The organism is Pseudobdellovibrionaceae bacterium (genome assembly GCA_015163855.1).
In the GTDB taxonomy this organism is placed as follows: domain Bacteria; phylum Bdellovibrionota; class Bdellovibrionia; order Bdellovibrionales; family UBA1609; genus JAAOIH01.
This window is the reverse complement of sequence record JAAOIK010000031.1, coordinates 18,137-35,480: the sequence shown is the minus strand read 5'-3', so window position 1 is coordinate 35,480 and position 17,344 is coordinate 18,137. Positions and strand designations below refer to the sequence as shown.

The 17,344-nt window shown below is 35.1% G+C and carries 18 protein-coding genes; 10 read left to right on the top strand and 8 right to left on the bottom strand.

The window, feature by feature from the left end; genetic code table 11:
* The 4 genes from tilS to HAW63_03890 form a co-directional block, all read left to right on the top strand.
* Positions 1–746: tRNA lysidine(34) synthetase TilS (gene tilS / locus HAW63_03905; protein MBE8163111.1), on the top strand; the 746-nt coding region annotated here is incomplete at its 5' end.
* A 14-nt stretch (positions 747–760) separates the two neighbouring features.
* A complete protein-coding gene (locus tag HAW63_03900; GenBank protein ID MBE8163110.1) occupies positions 761–2,758 on the top strand; it encodes an ATP-dependent zinc metalloprotease FtsH in 1,998 nt (665 codons plus the stop codon).
* 23 nt (positions 2,759–2,781) lie between these two features.
* Positions 2,782–4,158, top strand: a complete 1,377-nt coding sequence (glmM, locus tag HAW63_03895; protein MBE8163109.1) for a phosphoglucosamine mutase — start codon at positions 2,782–2,784, stop codon at positions 4,156–4,158.
* Between the two features lie 5 nt (positions 4,159–4,163).
* Complete coding sequence (locus tag HAW63_03890; GenBank protein MBE8163108.1) at positions 4,164–4,688, top strand: tRNA (adenosine(37)-N6)-threonylcarbamoyltransferase complex ATPase subunit type 1 TsaE; 525 nt, start codon at positions 4,164–4,166, stop codon at positions 4,686–4,688.
* Positions 4,689–4,709: 21 nt separating this feature from the next.
* Here the strand turns inward: HAW63_03890 and HAW63_03885 are convergent, their stop codons facing one another.
* The 6 genes from HAW63_03885 to HAW63_03860 all read right to left on the bottom strand — a co-directional run bounded on the left by HAW63_03885 (position 4,710) and on the right by HAW63_03860 (position 9,175).
* On the bottom strand, positions 4,710–4,904 hold the full coding sequence (locus HAW63_03885; GenBank protein MBE8163107.1) for a hypothetical protein: 195 nt from the start codon (positions 4,902–4,904) through the stop codon (positions 4,710–4,712).
* A 213-nt stretch (positions 4,905–5,117) separates the two neighbouring features.
* The gene (locus tag HAW63_03880) at positions 5,118–5,618 is read right to left on the bottom strand and encodes a metal-dependent transcriptional regulator (protein MBE8163106.1); all 501 of its coding nucleotides are present in this window, start codon (positions 5,616–5,618) and stop codon (positions 5,118–5,120) included.
* Positions 5,619–5,652: 34 nt separating this feature from the next.
* Positions 5,653–7,548 carry a ferrous iron transporter B gene (locus HAW63_03875; protein ID MBE8163105.1) on the bottom strand — a complete coding sequence of 632 codons (1,896 nt, stop codon included), beginning with the start codon at positions 7,546–7,548 and terminating at the stop codon, positions 5,653–5,655.
* Entirely contained in the window at positions 7,527–7,745 is a 219-nt protein-coding gene (locus tag HAW63_03870) for a ferrous iron transport protein A (protein MBE8163104.1), read from the bottom strand. Before HAW63_03870 ends, HAW63_03875 begins: the two co-directional genes overlap by 22 nt.
* A 38-nt stretch (positions 7,746–7,783) precedes the next feature.
* Positions 7,784–8,434 (bottom strand): CoA transferase subunit B, encoded by a 651-nt coding sequence (locus tag HAW63_03865; GenBank protein MBE8163103.1) that lies wholly within the window; start codon positions 8,432–8,434, stop codon positions 7,784–7,786.
* A 24-nt stretch (positions 8,435–8,458) separates the two neighbouring features.
* Positions 8,459–9,175, bottom strand: a complete 717-nt coding sequence (locus tag HAW63_03860; protein ID MBE8163102.1) for a CoA transferase subunit A — start codon at positions 9,173–9,175, stop codon at positions 8,459–8,461.
* A gap of 253 nt (positions 9,176–9,428) precedes the next feature.
* On the opposite strand from HAW63_03860, the gene HAW63_03855 reads away from it, so the two are divergent.
* The 6 genes from HAW63_03855 to HAW63_03830 all read left to right on the top strand — a co-directional run bounded on the left by HAW63_03855 (position 9,429) and on the right by HAW63_03830 (position 14,072).
* Positions 9,429–9,629, top strand: coding sequence for a hypothetical protein (locus HAW63_03855; GenBank protein ID MBE8163101.1), 201 nt, complete (start codon positions 9,429–9,431; stop codon positions 9,627–9,629).
* The gene (locus HAW63_03850; protein MBE8163100.1) at positions 9,626–9,772 is read left to right on the top strand and encodes a hypothetical protein; all 147 of its coding nucleotides are present in this window, start codon (positions 9,626–9,628) and stop codon (positions 9,770–9,772) included. The genes HAW63_03855 and HAW63_03850 overlap by 4 nt, the downstream gene beginning before the upstream one ends.
* Before the next feature lie 2 nt (positions 9,773–9,774).
* A complete protein-coding gene (locus HAW63_03845) occupies positions 9,775–10,854 on the top strand; it encodes a Rieske 2Fe-2S domain-containing protein (protein MBE8163099.1) in 1,080 nt (359 codons plus the stop codon).
* A 9-nt stretch (positions 10,855–10,863) separates the two neighbouring features.
* Positions 10,864–11,628 carry a hypothetical protein gene (locus tag HAW63_03840; GenBank protein MBE8163098.1) on the top strand — a complete coding sequence of 255 codons (765 nt, stop codon included), beginning with the start codon at positions 10,864–10,866 and terminating at the stop codon, positions 11,626–11,628.
* 48 nt (positions 11,629–11,676) lie between these two features.
* Positions 11,677–13,287: a Rieske 2Fe-2S domain-containing protein gene (locus HAW63_03835; protein MBE8163097.1), complete on the top strand. Its 1,611-nt coding sequence runs from the start codon at positions 11,677–11,679 to the stop codon at positions 13,285–13,287.
* 89 nt (positions 13,288–13,376) lie between these two features.
* Positions 13,377–14,072: a hypothetical protein gene (locus tag HAW63_03830; protein MBE8163096.1), complete on the top strand. Its 696-nt coding sequence runs from the start codon at positions 13,377–13,379 to the stop codon at positions 14,070–14,072.
* 66 nt (positions 14,073–14,138) lie between these two features.
* On the opposite strand, the gene HAW63_03825 is transcribed toward HAW63_03830, so the two are convergent.
* Positions 14,139–16,070, bottom strand: a complete 1,932-nt coding sequence (locus tag HAW63_03825; protein ID MBE8163095.1) for a Rieske 2Fe-2S domain-containing protein — start codon at positions 16,068–16,070, stop codon at positions 14,139–14,141.
* A 47-nt stretch (positions 16,071–16,117) separates the two neighbouring features.
* Positions 16,118–17,293, bottom strand: coding sequence for an acetyl-CoA C-acyltransferase (locus HAW63_03820; protein ID MBE8163094.1), 1,176 nt, complete (start codon positions 17,291–17,293; stop codon positions 16,118–16,120).
* Positions 17,294–17,344: the final 51 nt, after the last annotated feature.

Sequence of the window (17,344 nt, the reverse complement as noted above, 5' to 3'; positions counted from 1 at the left end):
ATTTTAATGAAACAGAGGAAATAAAAAATTTAGAAGTGGCAGTGAAAAATTCTGAAGCAGAATATAGAAAATGCCGTTATGATTATTTTGAAGAAATACTTTTACTTTCAAAGTTTGACTCAAAATTATTAGTTACCGCGCATACCGCTGATGATTTACTAGAAACGCGATTAATGCGTTTAATGAGAGGTGTGGGCTCGCAAGGTTTGGTGGCCATTAAACCAGTAAGCATTAAAGAAAATCATTTATTAGTAAGACCTTTGTTAACAGTTATGCGATCGTCTTTGCAAGATTATGTTCATCAAAATGCTGTGCCTTTTTTTGAAGACCCTTCTAATAAAAACGATCAATTTTTGCGCAATTGGTTGCGTTTAAAAGTTTTGCCAATTATAGCGCAAAAAAATAAAAAATATTTACAAAATATGTCGCAATCTTTAAATGCCATTGCTAGCGACCAAAAGGAAGATATTGATTTTTTACAAAAAGTGGTTGTAAAAAACAAGATCCATTTGGATGTGTTTTATAGCCTTTCTGTAGTGGATCAAAAACGAACTTTGGCCCATTATTTATATTGTAATAAAGTGAAAAATTACTCTATGGGTCATGTTTTAGAGCTCTTAAAGTATTTAAATGCTCCAAAAAAAGAGCAATTTTTCCATATAGCTAGACAGGGTTGGAAATTAAAGCAACCTTGGCTTTATATCCTTGATAATTCATCAAAAAGTATTAGACTAAACACCGATTAAAAACCGAGGTAAAAATGAAAAATGCATCTCAAAAAACATTTGCAATGTGGGCTATATTTGTTGTGTTAGCTATTGTGTTAATACAAAACTATCAAGAAAAGAATAAAGCTTTTATTAAAGATTTTGATTACAATCAATTTAGGCACGCTTTAACGGTAAAACATGTAAAAGATGTCACTTTTGAAATTGCAGACAACGACAGTATTGGCGAAATTGTTGGTACTATGAAAGAAGAGTTTAAAAAAGAATACAAGGGTGCTGTAAAATTTAAAGTACAAGGGGATATTAGTGCGCAAGGGCGATTGCTTGTGGAAAAAAATGGACTAACTCCTAATTATAAAAAAGTAAAAGAATCCTTTTTTGTCTCTTTGTTGTTAAGTTGGTTACCGTTTGTATTTTTAATTGTTATTTTTTTATTTTTCTTTAAGCAGATGCAATCGGGAGGAAGTAAAATTATGAGCTTTGGAAAAAGCAAAGCTAAGATGATGGACCAATCTAAAAATAAAATAACTTTTAAAGATGTTGCTGGTGTAGAAGAAGCCAAAGAGGATTTAGTAGAAATTGTGGACTTTTTAAAAAACCCTAAAAAATTTACCAATATGGGAGCAAAAATTCCAAAAGGAGTTTTGTTAGTGGGCCCTCCTGGTACAGGGAAAACTTTACTAGCTAAAGCCATGGCGGGCGAAGCCGATGCTCCATTTTTTAGCATTTCGGGTTCAGACTTTGTAGAAATGTTTGTGGGTGTGGGTGCCTCTAGAGTAAGAGATTTGTTTGAGCAAGGAAAAAAACATGCTCCTTGTGTTATTTTTATTGACGAAATAGATGCCGTAGGTCGACACCGTGGATCGGGTATGGGTGGAGGACATGATGAAAGAGAACAAACTTTAAATCAACTACTAGTAGAAATGGATGGTTTTGAATTTAATAATGGAGTTATTGTTTTAGCTGCCACCAATCGTTTAGATGTGCTTGACCCAGCCCTTTTAAGACCAGGAAGATTTGACCGCAGTGTAATGGTTCCTGTTCCCGATTTAACAGGAAGAGAAGAGGTTTTAAAAATTTATGTTAATAAACTTCCTGAAGAAAAAATAGCAAGCAATGTAGATTTACAGGCTGTAGCTAGAGGAACCACTGGTTTTTCGGGAGCCGATTTAGCCAATTTAGTTAATGAAGCCGCTTTGCGAGCTGCTCGTTTAAATAAACAACAAATTTCCATGGAAGACTTAGAACAATCTAGAGATAAAATTTTAATGGGTGCAGAGCGAAAATCCATGAAAGTTACAGAACAGGATAAAAAAATTACGGCCTACCATGAAGCAGGTCACGCCATTGTGGGAAAGTTATTGCCACAAATGGACCCTATTCATAAAATTAGTATTATTCCTAGAGGACGAGCCTTGGGGGTCACACAAACCCTTCCCAAAGAAGAAGAATTAAATATGACGAAAACTAAAGCGCATAATTTATTATCTTTTTTATTTGGAGGAAGAGTTGCCGAAGAATTAATTTTTAAAGATTTTACTACAGGGGCTTCTAACGATATTGAACGAGCTACAGATTTAGCACGAAAAATTATTTGTGAATGGGGAATGAATGACAACATTGGTCCAATTAATTTTGCAGACTCTGACAAACCGGTTTTTGTAGGTATGCAAAGTGTGGGGCAAAGTAAATATTCTGAAAAGAAAGCAGAAGAAATTGATAACGAAATTTCGTCTTTAATTCATGCGGCCAAAATAAAAGCCACAGAAATTTTAAAAGACAATGAAAATTTATTACACACTTTAGCCAAAGCATTATTACAGTTTGAAACTATTGATAATAAAGAATTTGAGTTAATTATGAGCGGTGAAAGTTTAGATCAGTTAGAAATTTATCGAGAAGAGCAAGTGCAAATTTTAAAGCAAGAAGCTGCTAATAGTGAAAAAAATGCTAAGGCAGAGGCTGCTATAAAAAAACAAGAAGTTTCTGCAGATATTAATTTAAAGCCCAATCCCAATGTGGCAGGCTAAGTTATATTTTTATTAAGGTTAATATGGAAAGTCCAGTAAAATTTGGAACAGATGGTATTAGAGGGCTAGCTAATCAATTTCCTATTACCACAGATGTGGCTTTAAAAGTGGGCCAAGCTTTAGGAGTTTTAGTAAAAAAAGAGCTTCATAAAAAAGGCTCGGGCCATATGGTTTTAATTGGCAAAGACACGCGCATTTCGGGCTATATGATTGAGCAAGCCTTAGCTAGTGGTTTAAATTCTATGGGAGTGTCGGTGCAATTAGTGGGGCCTTTGCCAACGCCTGGGGTAGGATTTTTAACAAAAAATATGCGTTGTGATGCAGGGGTGGTAATATCGGCTTCTCATAATTTGTATATGGATAATGGCATTAAATTATTTGGTGCAGATGGTTTTAAAGTATCTAAAGAAACCGAAGCATCCATAGAGCAATTACTGTTAAAAGATTTGTCGCAATATTTAGTTAGCCCTCAAGACATAGGTAGAACTCGCCGTATTGAAGATGCCTCGGGTCGTTATGTTGTTCATGTTAAAAATGTTTTTCCTCATCCATTGCATTTAGAGGGCTTAAGAATAGTGGTGGATTCGGCCCATGGTGCTGCTTACAAAGTAGCACCTGCTATTTTTGAAGAATTAGGGGCTAAGATTATTAATATTGGTAATCATCCTAACGGGTTTAATATTAATAAAAATTTTGGAGCCTTATGTCCAAGTACATTACAAAAAGCCGTGATTGAACACAAAGCAGACTTAGGAATTGCCGTAGATGGCGATGCCGATCGTATTTTAATGGTAGACGAACTAGGCCAAATTTTAAGTGGTGATCATATTTTAGGCTTATGTGCTATGGATTTAAAAAAACAAAAAGCCTTAAACAATGATGCTGTGGTATTAACCCCTATGAGTAGCATTGCTTTAATAAATTATTTAAAAAAAGAAAACATACAAGTACATATAGCGCCGGTTGGTGATAAAAATGTAGTAGCTTTAATGAAAGAAAAAGATTGTGTTTTAGGGGGAGAAAACTCTGGCCATGTTATTTTTTTAGATCACAGTACTACAGGAGATGCGTGTATTGCGGCTTTAAAAATTTTAGAGCTAATGAAAATCGAGAAAAAAAAGTTAAGCCAAATGCGCAATATTTTTAAAACGCCTTTGCAAATTAATCATAGTGTTAAACTTAGTAAAATTATGGATTCGTCTTTGGTTTTGTCTGATATCCCTAAGTACTCAGACACATTAAAACAATTAGAAGATAATTTAGGCGGCAATGCTCGCATTTATGTTAGACCTTCTGGTACGGAACCTGTAGTTCGTATTTTTTTAGAGGGGGAAGACAAAGCTTTACTAGATAAATCTTTAACGACTATGACGGAATTTTTAGAAAAAAATATTAATTAATAAAAATGTCAGAAGATATAAAACTTGTAAGCTCTGTTAAAGATTTAAACTGTTGGATTAGTGAAGAGTTTATTAACAAATTATCTAGCTCAAAAAAAGATGTTATATTATTAAATGGCCCTTTAGGTGTTGGAAAAACACAATGGGTGAGTTTATTTGTTAAGCAAATGTTTGGCGATCAAAGCTTGCAAAGCACAGCCGATAATGAAGAGGCAGGTAATGGAGAGGCAGGTAATGTCAAAAAAGAAAATGTTACTAGTTCACCCACATTTTCTTTGCACAATGTTTACCAAAAAGCAGGTTTAACCATTCATCATTTTGATTTATACCGATTAAGTTCCGAAAATGAGTTAGAATCATTTAACTTTTGGGATGTTTTTAAAGAAGATAATGCTTATGTTATTATCGAGTGGTCTAAAAAATTTTCTATTTTAAAATTTTTTCCTGGCTGGCAAGTGCATAACATAGATATAGATTTTTTAGACAAAAATAGCTCGTCTAGACAAATTAAATATACAAAATCGAAATAATTTTTTACTGCAAACTGTGACTTACTGCAAACTGTGATAGTCCACCGTATTTGTGATTTCGCATTGTGGGCAAAAGACTTCTTCTTTAACTTGTTCTTCGGCAAAATGCGCCGTATGAGTGGTTTCTAAGGGGTTATTACATAAAGGGCAAATAACTTTTTCTTTGGTAATAGAAAGTTTACTAGGTATAGTTTGTTTTCTTAATAACTTTTTCATGTTTCCCTTTATTTGATTAAAGCGTCTTACTGTAAAGAGCTTATAATCTTTATCGGATAGGGGAAAGCAGGCTAAAGTGTTCTATACTAATACAGGACTTTGGTAGATTAAATTAGGCAGACACTGTCTGCCCATTTCAATTTAGTTTAGGCAAATATACAAAACACAAGCACTGTTTACCCAATTATATTTGCCTAAATACACAACCTTACCTTAAATAAAAGTGTCCCCTTTCTGACTTTCTTTAAACTGCTTAAAATTAGAGCAGGTATTTAAAAAATCTAAATTGGTTTTTACACAAGATTTATTACCGTTTTCTTTTTCGGCCGTTTGCATTTTTTTCATATATAAAAATAATTTTTTTTGTGATTCGGCACTTAGTACATGCTCCATCAAGCACGAATCCAATTCGGCAGTATTTTTAGTTACGCCCAAAAAGTTTTTTAAAAAGTAATACAATAAAGTTTTGTTGGCTAAAATTTCGTGCACTTTTTCGTGAGAAACTTTAGATAAATTTAAAAATCCATTTTTGTCTTCTTCTACTAAATTTTTCTTTTTTAAATTTTTAATGGCAATCGAAACACTGCCTCTAGAAAAATTTAAAAGTTTAGAAATATCTACCATGCGTACATAGCCATTATCTTCATGTAGCTTATGAATGGCACACAAATAATGGGCAGTGGAGTGAGTAATTGGTGTTTGTATAGTGCTCATTAGCTTAATCCTTGGTAAGTTTTTATAGTGTTCATTAGCTTAACCCTTGATAAGTTATTACAGCAAGCACATAGGCCACAATATTAAAACTAAACAATTGTATTAAAGCTACCTTCCAGTTACCAAATTCATTTTTGGCTATACTAACTGTGGCCATACATTGAAGGGCAATCATAAAAAAAATTAATAAAGCTAAAACAGAAGGTAGTGTAAAAATTAATTTTCCAACACTGCCATCTGCATTAGTAAAGCGTGCGGTTTTCATTGTGCTTAATAAAGATTGGTGTATGTCGGTATCGTGTTCTTCGGTAATGTTAAATACACTGGCCAAGGTAGATACAAAAACTTCGCGAGCCGCAAAGGAGGATAAAATACCTAAGCCCACTCGCCAATCTGCACCCATAGGTTTAAAAATGGGTTCGATCACTTTTCCCACTTGTGCAGCATAACTTTTATGAAATCGTTCATTAGTATTTTTTATTTTATAATTGGGAAAAGTAGAGGCTCCCCAGATAATAATAGACAACACTAAAATAATAGGGCCAGCATTTTTAATAAAACTATTTGTGCGGATTAACATTTGTTTAACTACTTTTTTAAAATTAGGCAATTTATAAGAGGGAAGCTCCATAATAAAAAAGGAATTTTGTTTTTGTGATAAAAAACGATTAATAATACTAGCGGTTAAGCCACCTATTACCAGCCCTGAAAAGTACAGCAGTGCTAAAATAAAACCTGCTAAAAAAACCGACTCTCCAAAAAATAAAAAACTAATAATTAAAGCATAAACAGGTATGCGGGCACTGCATGTCATTAAGGGCAAAATAAATAAAGTTAAAAATTTTTCTTTTTTATTAGGTATAGTTCTGGCGGCCATCATAGCAGGAACAGCACAGGCCATCGAAGATAATATGGGAACAAAAGAACGACCATTCATTCCTAATTTAGACAAAGGTTTATCAACAAGACTAGAGGCCCTAGCTAAATACCCACTGTCTTCTAGTAAACCTAAACCAAGAAATAAAATGGCAATTTGAGGTACAAAAACCATAAATGCCCCCACTCCAGAAATTAATCCCTCTCCTAAAAAAGCGGTCCATAAACTATCGGGGGAAATTTGGACAATAAATTCGCCCAAGTTAGCAAATAATAAATCTATGGAATCAATTAAGGGTGTAGCTATCCAAAAAATAGAGGCAAAAAGCAAAGTCATAATACTTATAAAAAACACTAGGCCTAAAATGGGGTGAAGCAAATATTTATCTATATTGGCAGAATAGTTTTTTACAGAGGAGGAAAAAAGATTTTTTTCTATTTTTTGAAAGCGAGAAAAATTGTTAAAATAATCTTCTTCTTTCCATAAAGCTTTTTTTTGTGTAGGCCCTAAATTAGAATTAATAGTTTGGTGGTGTAATTGGTTTATTAAAACTTTAATATCGGCATCATTATTTATATTTACAGGTACCACAGGGCATTTTAATTTTTCAGAAAGAGCTTTTACATTAATAGTAATGTTATTTTTTTCTAAAATATCCACCATGCTAAGTACTACAATCACCGAAAAACCTTGCTCTATCAGTTGTTGAGTAATTAAAACTTGTCTTACAAATTGGGTAGAGTCCACAACAGAAAGAATTAAATTCTTACTTTGATTTTCTGTATTTTTAAAAAGTAGTTGATGAGTAATTTCTTCTTCCGCAGTTTTTGGGTGCAAAGAATAAATACCAGGAGTATCTAAAAATTTAATTTTTACATTAAAGTTAGATCCAGCATAACCTGTGGTATAATCTACTGTGGTGCCAGGGTAGTTGGTAGTTTTTGCACTTTTGTCGGTAAGTTTATTAAATAAAGTGCTTTTTCCTGCGTTGGGAGAACCAATCATTAAAACAGAAGGAATATTTTTTTCTATTATTTTTGAATTTGAAGACATTTTAATTCCCTTTTGCGTAAGGCAACAGTGGTGCCTTGAACCTCTACAATAAAAGGCTCTCCAAAACTTAACTGTTGAATAATTTTAAAACTATGCCCAACAATAAAGCCCAACTCTATTAATCGCATTTTTATATTTTCATCACCAGATAAGCCCGTGATGGTTAAATAGGTATTGAAAGTAAAATTAGAAGGCATAATAGTGATATATACCACTTGTTAGCTATGTCAAACAATTAAATAGCCTTAATATCTTTGCTCGCAGTTAACTTTGCCTCTGTTACATTTTGTAATTCTTCAAAACTCATACCCTCTATGATTTCTTCCACAACAATGCCTTTAGAGGTGATGCTCATTACCGCCAAGTCACTAACGATTTTATGAATACAATTTAATCCTGTTAAGGGGAGGTTACATTTTTTTAAAATTTTAGGATTTCCTTTTCTGTCGGTATGTTGCATGGCCACAATAACATTTTTTGACCCGGCTACTAAATCCATAGCCCCTCCCATACCTTTAATCATTTTGTTGGGAATCATCCAATTGGCAATGTCGCCGTTTTCATCCACTTGCATAGCCCCTAACACGCTTAAATCAATATGACCTCCGCGTATCATGGCAAAGCTATCTGCGGAAGAAAAATAACTAGCACCAGCAGTAGAGGTTACAGTTTGCTTTCCGGCATTAATTAAATCGGCATCCACTTTGTCTTTGGTGGGGAAGGGGCCAATTCCTAATAAGCCATTTTCGCTTTGTAAAAATACATTTTGTTCGGGGGTAATATAATTGGCCACTAGTGTGGGAATGCCAATTCCTAAATTTACCGTAAAACCATTTTTCACTTCTTTAGATATTCTTTGTGCAATTTGTTCTTTAGTTAACGGCATATTTTCCTTATAGTAGTTATGTAATTATTGGCTAATGGTTTTTTGTTCAATTCTTTTTTCGTAGTTTTTACCTTGAAAAATGCGTTGTACAAATACTCCCGAGGTGTGAATGTGGTCGGGGTCTAATTCGCCCACAGAAACAAGTTCTTCTACCTCTACAATGCTAATCTTTCCTGCCATGGCCATCATAGGGTTAAAATTTCTGGCCGTTTTATTAAAAATTAAATTACCAAAGGTGTCGCCCTTCCAAGCTTTAATTAAAGCAAAGTCTCCCGTTAAGGCCGTTTCTAAAAGATAATCGCGTCCGTTAAATTGTTTTACCTCTTTACCTTGAGCCACTAAAGTTCCTACTCCGGTAGGGGTGTAAAAACCCGCAATGCCAGCGCCTCCTGCTCTAATTTTTTCTGCTAAAGTGCCTTGAGGGGTAAATTCTACCTCCAGCTCTTTATCAAGGTATTGTTGAGCAAATAAATCATTTTCTCCAACATAACTGGCTATCATTTTTTTAATTTGTTTATTTTTTAATAGTAAGCCTAAGCCAAAATCATCTACTCCCGCATTATTAGAAATACAAGTTAGTCCGGTTATTTCTTTTTTCTTACTTAAAGCATTAATTAAATTTTCGGGAATTCCACAAAGTCCAAATCCACCAACTAATATATTTGTATTACTAGTAATATCTGCAATGGCTGCTTCGGCATTTTCATACACTTTAGATGTTGTAGAGGAGGAGTTTTTCATATTTATACCTTTTTAAATAATGTATAACTTTCTATAAACGGAAGCAGTGAATTTGTCTAGGCACAAAAGCTATAAGCTGCTTATTTTTAAGAAAAAGATTTAGCTTGTATTTACAGCAATTGTATAAATAATAAATAACAGAATCTCTTGTTTTTTTAGTAATTTAGGTTATTTTAATAAAGCAAAGCCACAGGTTTTTTTATAGAAAAGATGTGGTGATAAATAAGGGTCTTAAATTTTTTAAAGGGTAAGTATGGCAAGTATCTTTTTATATGCAATGGGTATTTATTTTTCTTTGGGAGTGGTGTTTTCTATTTTTTTCTTGTTAAAAGCCATTCATAAAATGGATGCTTTGGTAAAAGTCTCTAGCCCAATGTTTCGTTTATTTTTATTGCCAGCTTCTATATTATTGTGGCCGTACTTACTGTACATTATTAACAAAAGGAAATTATGAAAAGTCGTCACCGTTTATGGCATGGTCGTTTATGGGTAAGTTTATCTATTCTTATTGTTTTGGTATTAGTGCTGGCAGTGATTTTACGACCAAAACCTATTCCTCAAGATTTGGGTCAATTAACCTCTCAAAAAAGTAATTAATTATGAGTACACAATATTTTCCCGTACATTGGAACAAGCAAAAAAAATATTATGATTTTATTGCTTTAGCTTTTATTGTTATTTACTTAGCTGCGTATTCTGTATTTAGTACGATCACTTTTCCTAAAGACCAACAGTTTAGCAGTATAATTATTTTAATTAGAGCTTTTGGTAGTTGTTCTTTAATTCTTTTGCATATTATTTTATTAATTGGCCCTCTTGCTCGATTAAATTCTATTTTTGCGGTTTTGTTGTATAACCGTAGACACCTTGGAGTGATGACCGCTTTTTTAGCCCTTTTTCATGGCGCTTTAGTGACTTTTTTTTATCACAGTTTTGGAAGTATAAACCCTTTTTTATCCTTATTAACTAGTAGCTCAGAATATACTAGTTTTACTTCTTTTCCTTTCGAGCTATTTGGTTTACTAGCATTGTTTGTATTATTGGTATTAGCTTCTATTAGTCATGATTTTTGGCAAAAAAACTTAGGTCGTGATGTTTGGAAGTCTATTCATATGGGCATTTATTTTGTATATGCTTTTGTGGTTATTCATGTGGCTTTAGGGGTTATGCAATCCGAACAAGATTTTATTTATGTTTGGATAATGGGAGTGGGAGTAACTGCGGTGATTAGTGCACACTTACTAACTTTTTGGAAAGAACACAGTAAAGATAAACAAATATTTAATCAAAAAGATAATTGGTTACAAGTGTGTGATGTTAGTAATTTTACAATGAATAAAGCGAAAATGGTTAAAGCACCCACTGGCGAAAGAATTGCGGTATTTAAACACGAAAAAGGTTTTAGTGCCGTTACCGATTTGTGTGCACACCAAGGTGGGCCTTTAAGTGAGGGGCGGGTGATAGATGGTTGTATTACTTGCCCTTGGCATGGTTGGCAGTATCGCCCCGAAGACGGGCAAAGCCCTCCTCCTTTTAAAGAAAAAGTAGCTACTTACAAAACAAAAATAGAAAATAATATGGTGTATGTATTTTATCAACCAGAGGGCGAAGGAGTGTATATTGACCCTTCTTCTTTTGATAAAGAAAACATAACTAAGCCCTGTTTAAAAAATACATAAAGGAAAAAGATGAACAAAGAACAAACTTTTTTTGTTGGTTACCTAGCTCTTCCCAAAAAGTATTCGCGCTTTTTAAAACTATTTTTACCCTTTCTTTTTGTAGCCCTATTGGTATTGAGTTATGTTTTATCCAGTTATAAAAATGCGCCTAATAAGGGAAAAGGTTGGGACCCCACAGGAAAAACAGCCATTACTGTAAAGGCTTGGTTATTAACTAAGCCTTATGTTTTAGCTCGATTTAAACACCAATCCAAAGTTTACACGGCCATTTTAACAGCCATGGATAAAAGAGGAATTAAAAATCGAGTAAAAGGCTTGCACAATCAATGGGTAAAATTAACTGGTATTATGACTCACTATGAAGGTCGCTTTGTTTTTAACATTTTAGATGGAAAAGAGGCCATTGTTGCTTTAAAAACCAAACCCACTATTTCTAAAACTATTTTTAAAAAAAGTTTTGGTTTAAAAACTTTGCAAGGCGAAGTGATAGACCCAAAGTGTTATGTTGGCGCTATGAAACCCGGCCTTGGCAAAACGCATAAAGCTTGCGCCACTTTATGCATTAAGGGAGGAATTCCTCCTGCGCTATTAGTACAAGATCAATTATTTAAAGAAAGATTTTATTTATTATTAGATGAAAATGGTCAAGCTGTATTAGAATCCATTTTACCTTTTGTTGGAGACCAAGTTCAACTTCAAGGAGAGGTGCAAAGATGGGGTGACTTATGGTTTTATAAAATGAAAAAAAACAGCATTAAGCGCATTAATTTATAAGCAACTACACCTCTTAAAATTAATAAATATTTTAATAAAAAGGAAAACATGAAAAAAAAAGTAATAGCTAAATATTCAGAAATTAAAGATCGTCAACCTTACTATGCTTTAGTAGCCAATGTCGATTTAGTTATTGTTCGTTATGATAAAAATATTTCTGTTTTATATGGAAGATGTCATCATAGAGGCGCACTATTAGCTGATGGGCATATTAAGGGAGATAATTTAATTTGTGGTGTTCATAATTGGGATTACCGTTACGACACGGGCGTTAGTGAGTATGACAATAGCGAAACATTACATAAATTTACTGGTGGAGTAGATGGAGATTCTGTTTGGGTCGATGAAGAAGAAATTTTTCAATGGCAAGAAAAAAACCCTCAACCTTATAATAGAGAAGAATACTTAGGCAATTATCAAGATTTTCACGGCACTCCCGAAGAACCATTTAATAGTCAAATTCAAGCTTTAGCTAAAAATGGATTAAAAAAACTAGGTCACCATGGAGCTATGTCGGCAATGGGAGTTCCCCTTACCGAGCTACCCAGTTGGAAAGATATTCAATTTATAACTGCACAATTATCTAAGGCACCCCAATTGGATGATGTTCCTGTGGGTTCAGAAGTGGTGATTGGGCCTAAGGCAAAAAAACCTTTAGTGCTAAAAATCCCTCTTTTTATTTCTGACATGAGTTTTGGAGCTTTGTCGGAAGAAGCAAAAGTGGCTTTAGCTTTAGGGGCCGAGCAATCTGGAACAGGTATTTGTAGCGGCGAGGGAGGAATGTTGCCCGAAGAACAAGCGGCTAATTCGCGTTATTTTTATGAATTAGCTTCGGGTCGTTTTGGTTTTAATATGGACAAGGTAAAACAATGCCAAGCTTTTCACTTTAAGGGAGGGCAAGGTGCAAAAACAGGAACAGGCGGACACCTCCCAGGAAATAAAGTAGTAGGAAAAATTGCAGAAGTAAGGGGTTTACAGGTGGGAGAAGATGCTATTTCTCCTGCGCGTTTTCCTGATTGGACTAAGACGAAAGAAATTAAAGCTTTTGCCGATCAAGTTAAACAAGCCACGGGAGGAATTCCCATTGGTTATAAATTATCGGCTCAACACATTGAAAAAGATATCGATGCGGCTTTAGAGGTGGGAGTAGATTATATTATTTTAGATGGAAGAGGTGGGGGAACAGGTGCTGCGCCAACTTTGTTTAGAGATAATATTTCGGTACCAACTATACCCGCTTTGGGCAGGGCACGAAGACATTTAGATAGTTTAAAGTGTAAAGATGTAAGTTTAGTTATAACGGGAGGTTTGCGAGTGGCAGAAGATTTTACAAAAGCTTTGGCCATGGGTGCAGACGCTATTGCTTTATCTAACTCGGCATTACAGGCCATTGGTTGTTTGGGCATGAGAGCTTGTCATAGTAACAACTGTCCTGTTGGAATTGCTACACAAAAAGTGCATTTGCGCGAACGCTTAATTGTGCAAGCCTCGGCTAAGCGCTTACAAAATTATTTAGACTCTAGTGTACACTTAATGAAGATATTAGCTCGCGCTTGTGGGCATACCCATTTAAACCAATTTGCCTTAGAAGACTTGGTTACATGGAAAAAAAGTATGCACGAATTATCTGGAGTGCCTTTTGCGGGAGTAAAACCTTAAATTTTTTACAAAACGATTGCCTTGAACCCTTTTTTTATATAATTAGATACTTAATTTAATAGAGTAAAAAATATAATTTAAGGGGTTTTATGCATATTGTGAAAATTATTTTTGTATTGTTATTTTTTATAACTTCTTGTGAGGCTATGAACTTTTCTGATAGAGATGCTAACGCAGATGCAACTTATCGAGTAACTTTTGTAGCTAATTGGACGAAATCGAGATTTTCAACTAACTTTCCCGAAGGAAACGATCATTTTTCTGGTTTAGTAGGCGCTACACATAATAGCCGTGTAAATTTTTGGAGAGAAGGAAAACAGGCAAGTAAAGGAATAGAAATAGTAGCAGAAACGGGATCTAAAACGACTTTCATAAACGAAATTGAAATTCAAAAAAGCAATAATGTGGCAGAGTTTTTATTAAGTGGAGGCGGATTAAGCTTTGGAAAAGGGAATGGAAATATTTCTTTTGAATTTGATATTAATCGTCCTCATCCTTTAGTGACTTTAATTAGTATGTTAGCACCAAGCCCTGATTGGTTTGTGGGTGTGCATGATTTATCTTTATTAAATAGCAGGGGCCAGTGGGTAGAAAGCTTAGAAGTAAACCTTCCCCTTTATGACGCAGGAACAGACTTGGGAAGAGTGTTTACTTCTGCAGACGAAGACTCTAACGGGGTTATTAGTTTATTAACTTCTAGACCAGGAGATACAAATTTTGTAAACGGTAAACACAGAAATAATGCCCGCTATGTTGGAAAATTTATTTTTGAAAGAATTAAATAAGTTTATTTCACACAAAATTAAATAAGTTTATTTTAAAAAACTGTAAATAAATTTTTTTATAAAAAATTAAATCAGTTTAGAATCGGTTATAACTTCTATTAGCGACGGGCCTTGTGTATAATTTAAGGCCTGTTCTAAAGCTTCTTCTAATTCGTTAATAGTTTTTACTTGTATGCCTAAAGCTCCACAGTTTTGGGCGTACTTTGCAAAGTTTGGATTCTGTAGGGAGGTTTGCCAAATATTCCATTCCCCAGCCAGTTGTTCTTTAGAAATTTTTCCCAATTCATTATTATTTAATAAAATATGAGTAATATTCATTTTATATTTTACCGCAGTGGTAAGTTCATTCATATACTGGCCAAAGCCACCATCACCACTCACAGAAACCACTTTTCTTTTCCCCTTTACCGCAGCCCATGCTCCCATAGCAGCAGGGAAGGCAAACCCAATGGAACCTAAGTATCCAGACATTAAAATCGTTTGGTTTTTACATTCAAAGTACCTTCCAAAAGAATATGCATTATTACCCACATCTACAGGTATTACTGCGTCTTCTGGAATTTTTTCTTGCAAAGTTTTAAATAAAGCCGCCGAACCCACTCCTTTTTTTCTATCATCTTTAGCGCGAGAAGTTTTTTCGGCTCTCCAAATATTCCAGCGTTCTAAAACTTCTTTTTTAATATCTACGCTTTTGCTACCAGTAAGTTTGCTTAAACTTTTTACAGTAACACCAATATCTCCTAACACGGGTATATCCACAGAGTGAAATTTTCCAATTTGCATGGGTTCAAAATCCACTTGTATAATGGTTTTTTTCGCAGTGATGCCTGTATGATTAGAAAAAGAAGATCCTAAAACAATAAGTAAATCGGATTCGTTCATTAACCAACTGGCCACAGGAGTTCCACTTCTTCCCAGCACCCCTCCCGCTAAAGGATGGGAATCAGAAATTTGGCCCTTTGCTTTAAAAGTGGTAATGACTGCGGCATTTAGTGTTTCTGCATATTGAATAATATCGGGCATAGCAGAGCGAGCGCCGTAGCCCACAATAAATAATGGTCGTTTACTTTTTTTAATAGCCTCTACCGCTTTGTTTAAAGATTCTATAGCGGGGGCTATGGCCATGTTGGGTAATCGGCCTTCGGGAGTTCCTGCTTTTTCACTTTCACTAACTTCTATGGTTTGTACTTCGTCTGGTAAAATTAAATGACTAACATCTCTTTTAAGAATGGCATTTTTTACCGCTAAGTTGACTAACTCTATTTGGTTAGAGCTTTTTAAAACGGTTTGACTAAAAGTAGAAACCGCATCAAAGGCAGAAAGCAAATCAATTTCTTGAAAAGCCCCAGGGCCTAACACTTGAGTATTAACTTGTCCTGTTAAGGCTAACACGGGCGCTCGGTCTACTTTTGCATCCCATAAACCCGTAAGTAAATTAGTAGCACCAGGGCCTGCGATAGTAAAACACGCGGCGGGTTTGCCTATGGTTTTGGCATAACCCGAGCAAGCAAAGGCGGCGGCCCCTTCGTGACGAATTCCAAAAAATCGTAATTTTTTATTTTTTTCTTGTTTTTCTAAAGCAGAAGCAAAACCTAAATTAGAGTGACCTACCATTCCAAAAACGCTGTCTATTCCCCAGTTAGTTAAAGTTTCTACCATAAGGTCGCTGATGGTTTTTTTCGGTTTTTCTTTATCTTTTAATTGAATGTAAACGCCATCTTCTCTTTCCTCCACAGGATAAGTGGCTATGCCATCGTCATGACTGCCTGGAGATTTTCCAGAGTGGGGGCAAAAATCCCAACCATGCCACGGGCAACGAAGATAACCTTTTTCAATAGAGCCTTCACTTAATGGTCCACCTTGGTGAGGGCAGGCATTATCTAAAGCACCATATTTTCCTTTGTACTTTGTTAAGGCAATGGTTTTATTATTAATAACTACAGAGCGAACTCTGCCTTCTTTTAAAGAATTAACTTCTGCAACTTTATGCCATTTCATAATACTCCAGGGCTTACTGTTTTTAATTAATAAATAATTAAGTTTATTTAAATATTTTCTACAATCACTGCTACGGCTTCTCCTCCTCCAATACATAAAGAGGCCATTCCATATTTTTTATTATGTTGTTTTAGTGCGTAAACTAAAGTGTTTAAAATTCTTGCACCACTGGCACCAATGGGGTGGCCTAGTGCCACGGCTCCACCATGGACATTTACTTTTTCTCTTGGAATATTTAAATCTTTTATGGCTACCATAGTTACCACACTAAAGGCTTCGTTAATTTCAAAAAGATCAATGTCATTTATAGTTAGGTTGGCTTTTTTTAAAGCCTTTTTCATTGCGGCAACAGGGGCTGTGGTAAACCATTTTGGGTCTTGAGCAAAGCTTGCTTGGCTAATAATTTTTGCTAAAGGTTTTAAGTTTTGTTTGCTAACGCAATCTTGACTGGCTAAAACAAAACTTGCGGCTCCGTCATTTAATTTACTGGCATTGGCTGCAGTAATGCTACCGTCTTTGTCAAAAGCGGGGCGAAGGCTCGAAATTTTTTCTAACTTTGCTTTTTTAGGTTCTTCGTCTTCTTCAACAATACTGCTACCTTTTCGTTGTTTTACTTCCACAGGGCAAAGTTCTTTTTTAAAATACCCTTTAGTTTGCGCGGCTTGAGCCCATTCATAACTTTGTTTGGCAAAGTCATCTTGCTCTTGTCTAGAAATTTTATATTTTGTTACACAAAGTTCTGCAGCATTACCCATGTGAAAATTATTATAAGGATCCCATAGTCCATCTTTAATCATGCTGTCTGTCATTGTTGCAGGCCCCATGCGAAATCCCAAGCGAGATTTTTCTAATAAATGAGGGCTAAGGCTCATGTTTTCTTGTCCTCCAGCAACAATAGCTTGGCTGTGTCCCAGTAAAATACTATCAGTGGCTAGCATAACGGCTTTTAGTCCCGAGCCACACACTTTATTAATAGTTAAGGCTTGGCAAGATTCGGAAAGTCCTCCTCCTAAAGCGGCTTGTCTGGCAGGGGCTTGTCCACAACCCGCATTAAGCACATGGCCCATAATACATTCTTGAATGAGTTCTGGATTAAGACCAGATTGTTCGACACTGGCTTTAATGCTAATTGCTCCTAGCGTTGTGGCAGGGATACTCGAAAGCCCACCTTGAAAAGCTCCAATGGCGGTGCGTTTTGCAGCAACAATAAAAACTTCAGACATATGTTCTCCTTAGGTTTGCTGGGTTGACCTTCTTTTCATAGAGTTTAAAGT

Bases quoted from the DNA above. Each gene is read 5' to 3' on its own strand.
- HAW63_03845 (MBE8163099.1), top strand. From the start codon at position 9,775: ATGAGTACACAATATTTTCCCGTACATTGGAACAAGCAAAAAAAATAT.
- HAW63_03855 (MBE8163101.1), top strand. From the start codon at position 9,429: ATGGCAAGTATCTTTTTATATGCAATGGGTATTTATTTTTCTTTGGGA.
- HAW63_03820 (MBE8163094.1), bottom strand. From the start codon at position 17,293: ATGTCTGAAGTTTTTATTGTTGCTGCAAAACGCACCGCCATTGGAGCT.
- HAW63_03860 (MBE8163102.1), bottom strand. From the start codon at position 9,175: ATGAAAAACTCCTCCTCTACAACATCTAAAGTGTATGAAAATGCCGAA.
- HAW63_03825 (MBE8163095.1), bottom strand. From the start codon at position 16,070: ATGAAATGGCATAAAGTTGCAGAAGTTAATTCTTTAAAAGAAGGCAGA.
- HAW63_03870 (MBE8163104.1), bottom strand. From the start codon at position 7,745: ATGCCTTCTAATTTTACTTTCAATACCTATTTAACCATCACGGGCTTA.
- HAW63_03890 (MBE8163108.1), top strand. From the start codon at position 4,164: ATGTCAGAAGATATAAAACTTGTAAGCTCTGTTAAAGATTTAAACTGT.
- glmM (MBE8163109.1), top strand. From the start codon at position 2,782: ATGGAAAGTCCAGTAAAATTTGGAACAGATGGTATTAGAGGGCTAGCT.
- HAW63_03885 (MBE8163107.1), bottom strand. From the start codon at position 4,904: ATGAAAAAGTTATTAAGAAAACAAACTATACCTAGTAAACTTTCTATT.
- HAW63_03850 (MBE8163100.1), top strand. From the start codon at position 9,626: ATGAAAAGTCGTCACCGTTTATGGCATGGTCGTTTATGGGTAAGTTTA.
- HAW63_03875 (MBE8163105.1), bottom strand. From the start codon at position 7,548: ATGTCTTCAAATTCAAAAATAATAGAAAAAAATATTCCTTCTGTTTTA.
- HAW63_03835 (MBE8163097.1), top strand. From the start codon at position 11,677: ATGAAAAAAAAAGTAATAGCTAAATATTCAGAAATTAAAGATCGTCAA.
- HAW63_03880 (MBE8163106.1), bottom strand. From the start codon at position 5,618: ATGAGCACTATACAAACACCAATTACTCACTCCACTGCCCATTATTTG.
- HAW63_03830 (MBE8163096.1), top strand. From the start codon at position 13,377: ATGCATATTGTGAAAATTATTTTTGTATTGTTATTTTTTATAACTTCT.
- HAW63_03865 (MBE8163103.1), bottom strand. From the start codon at position 8,434: ATGCCGTTAACTAAAGAACAAATTGCACAAAGAATATCTAAAGAAGTG.
- HAW63_03840 (MBE8163098.1), top strand. From the start codon at position 10,864: ATGAACAAAGAACAAACTTTTTTTGTTGGTTACCTAGCTCTTCCCAAA.
- HAW63_03900 (MBE8163110.1), top strand. From the start codon at position 761: ATGAAAAATGCATCTCAAAAAACATTTGCAATGTGGGCTATATTTGTT.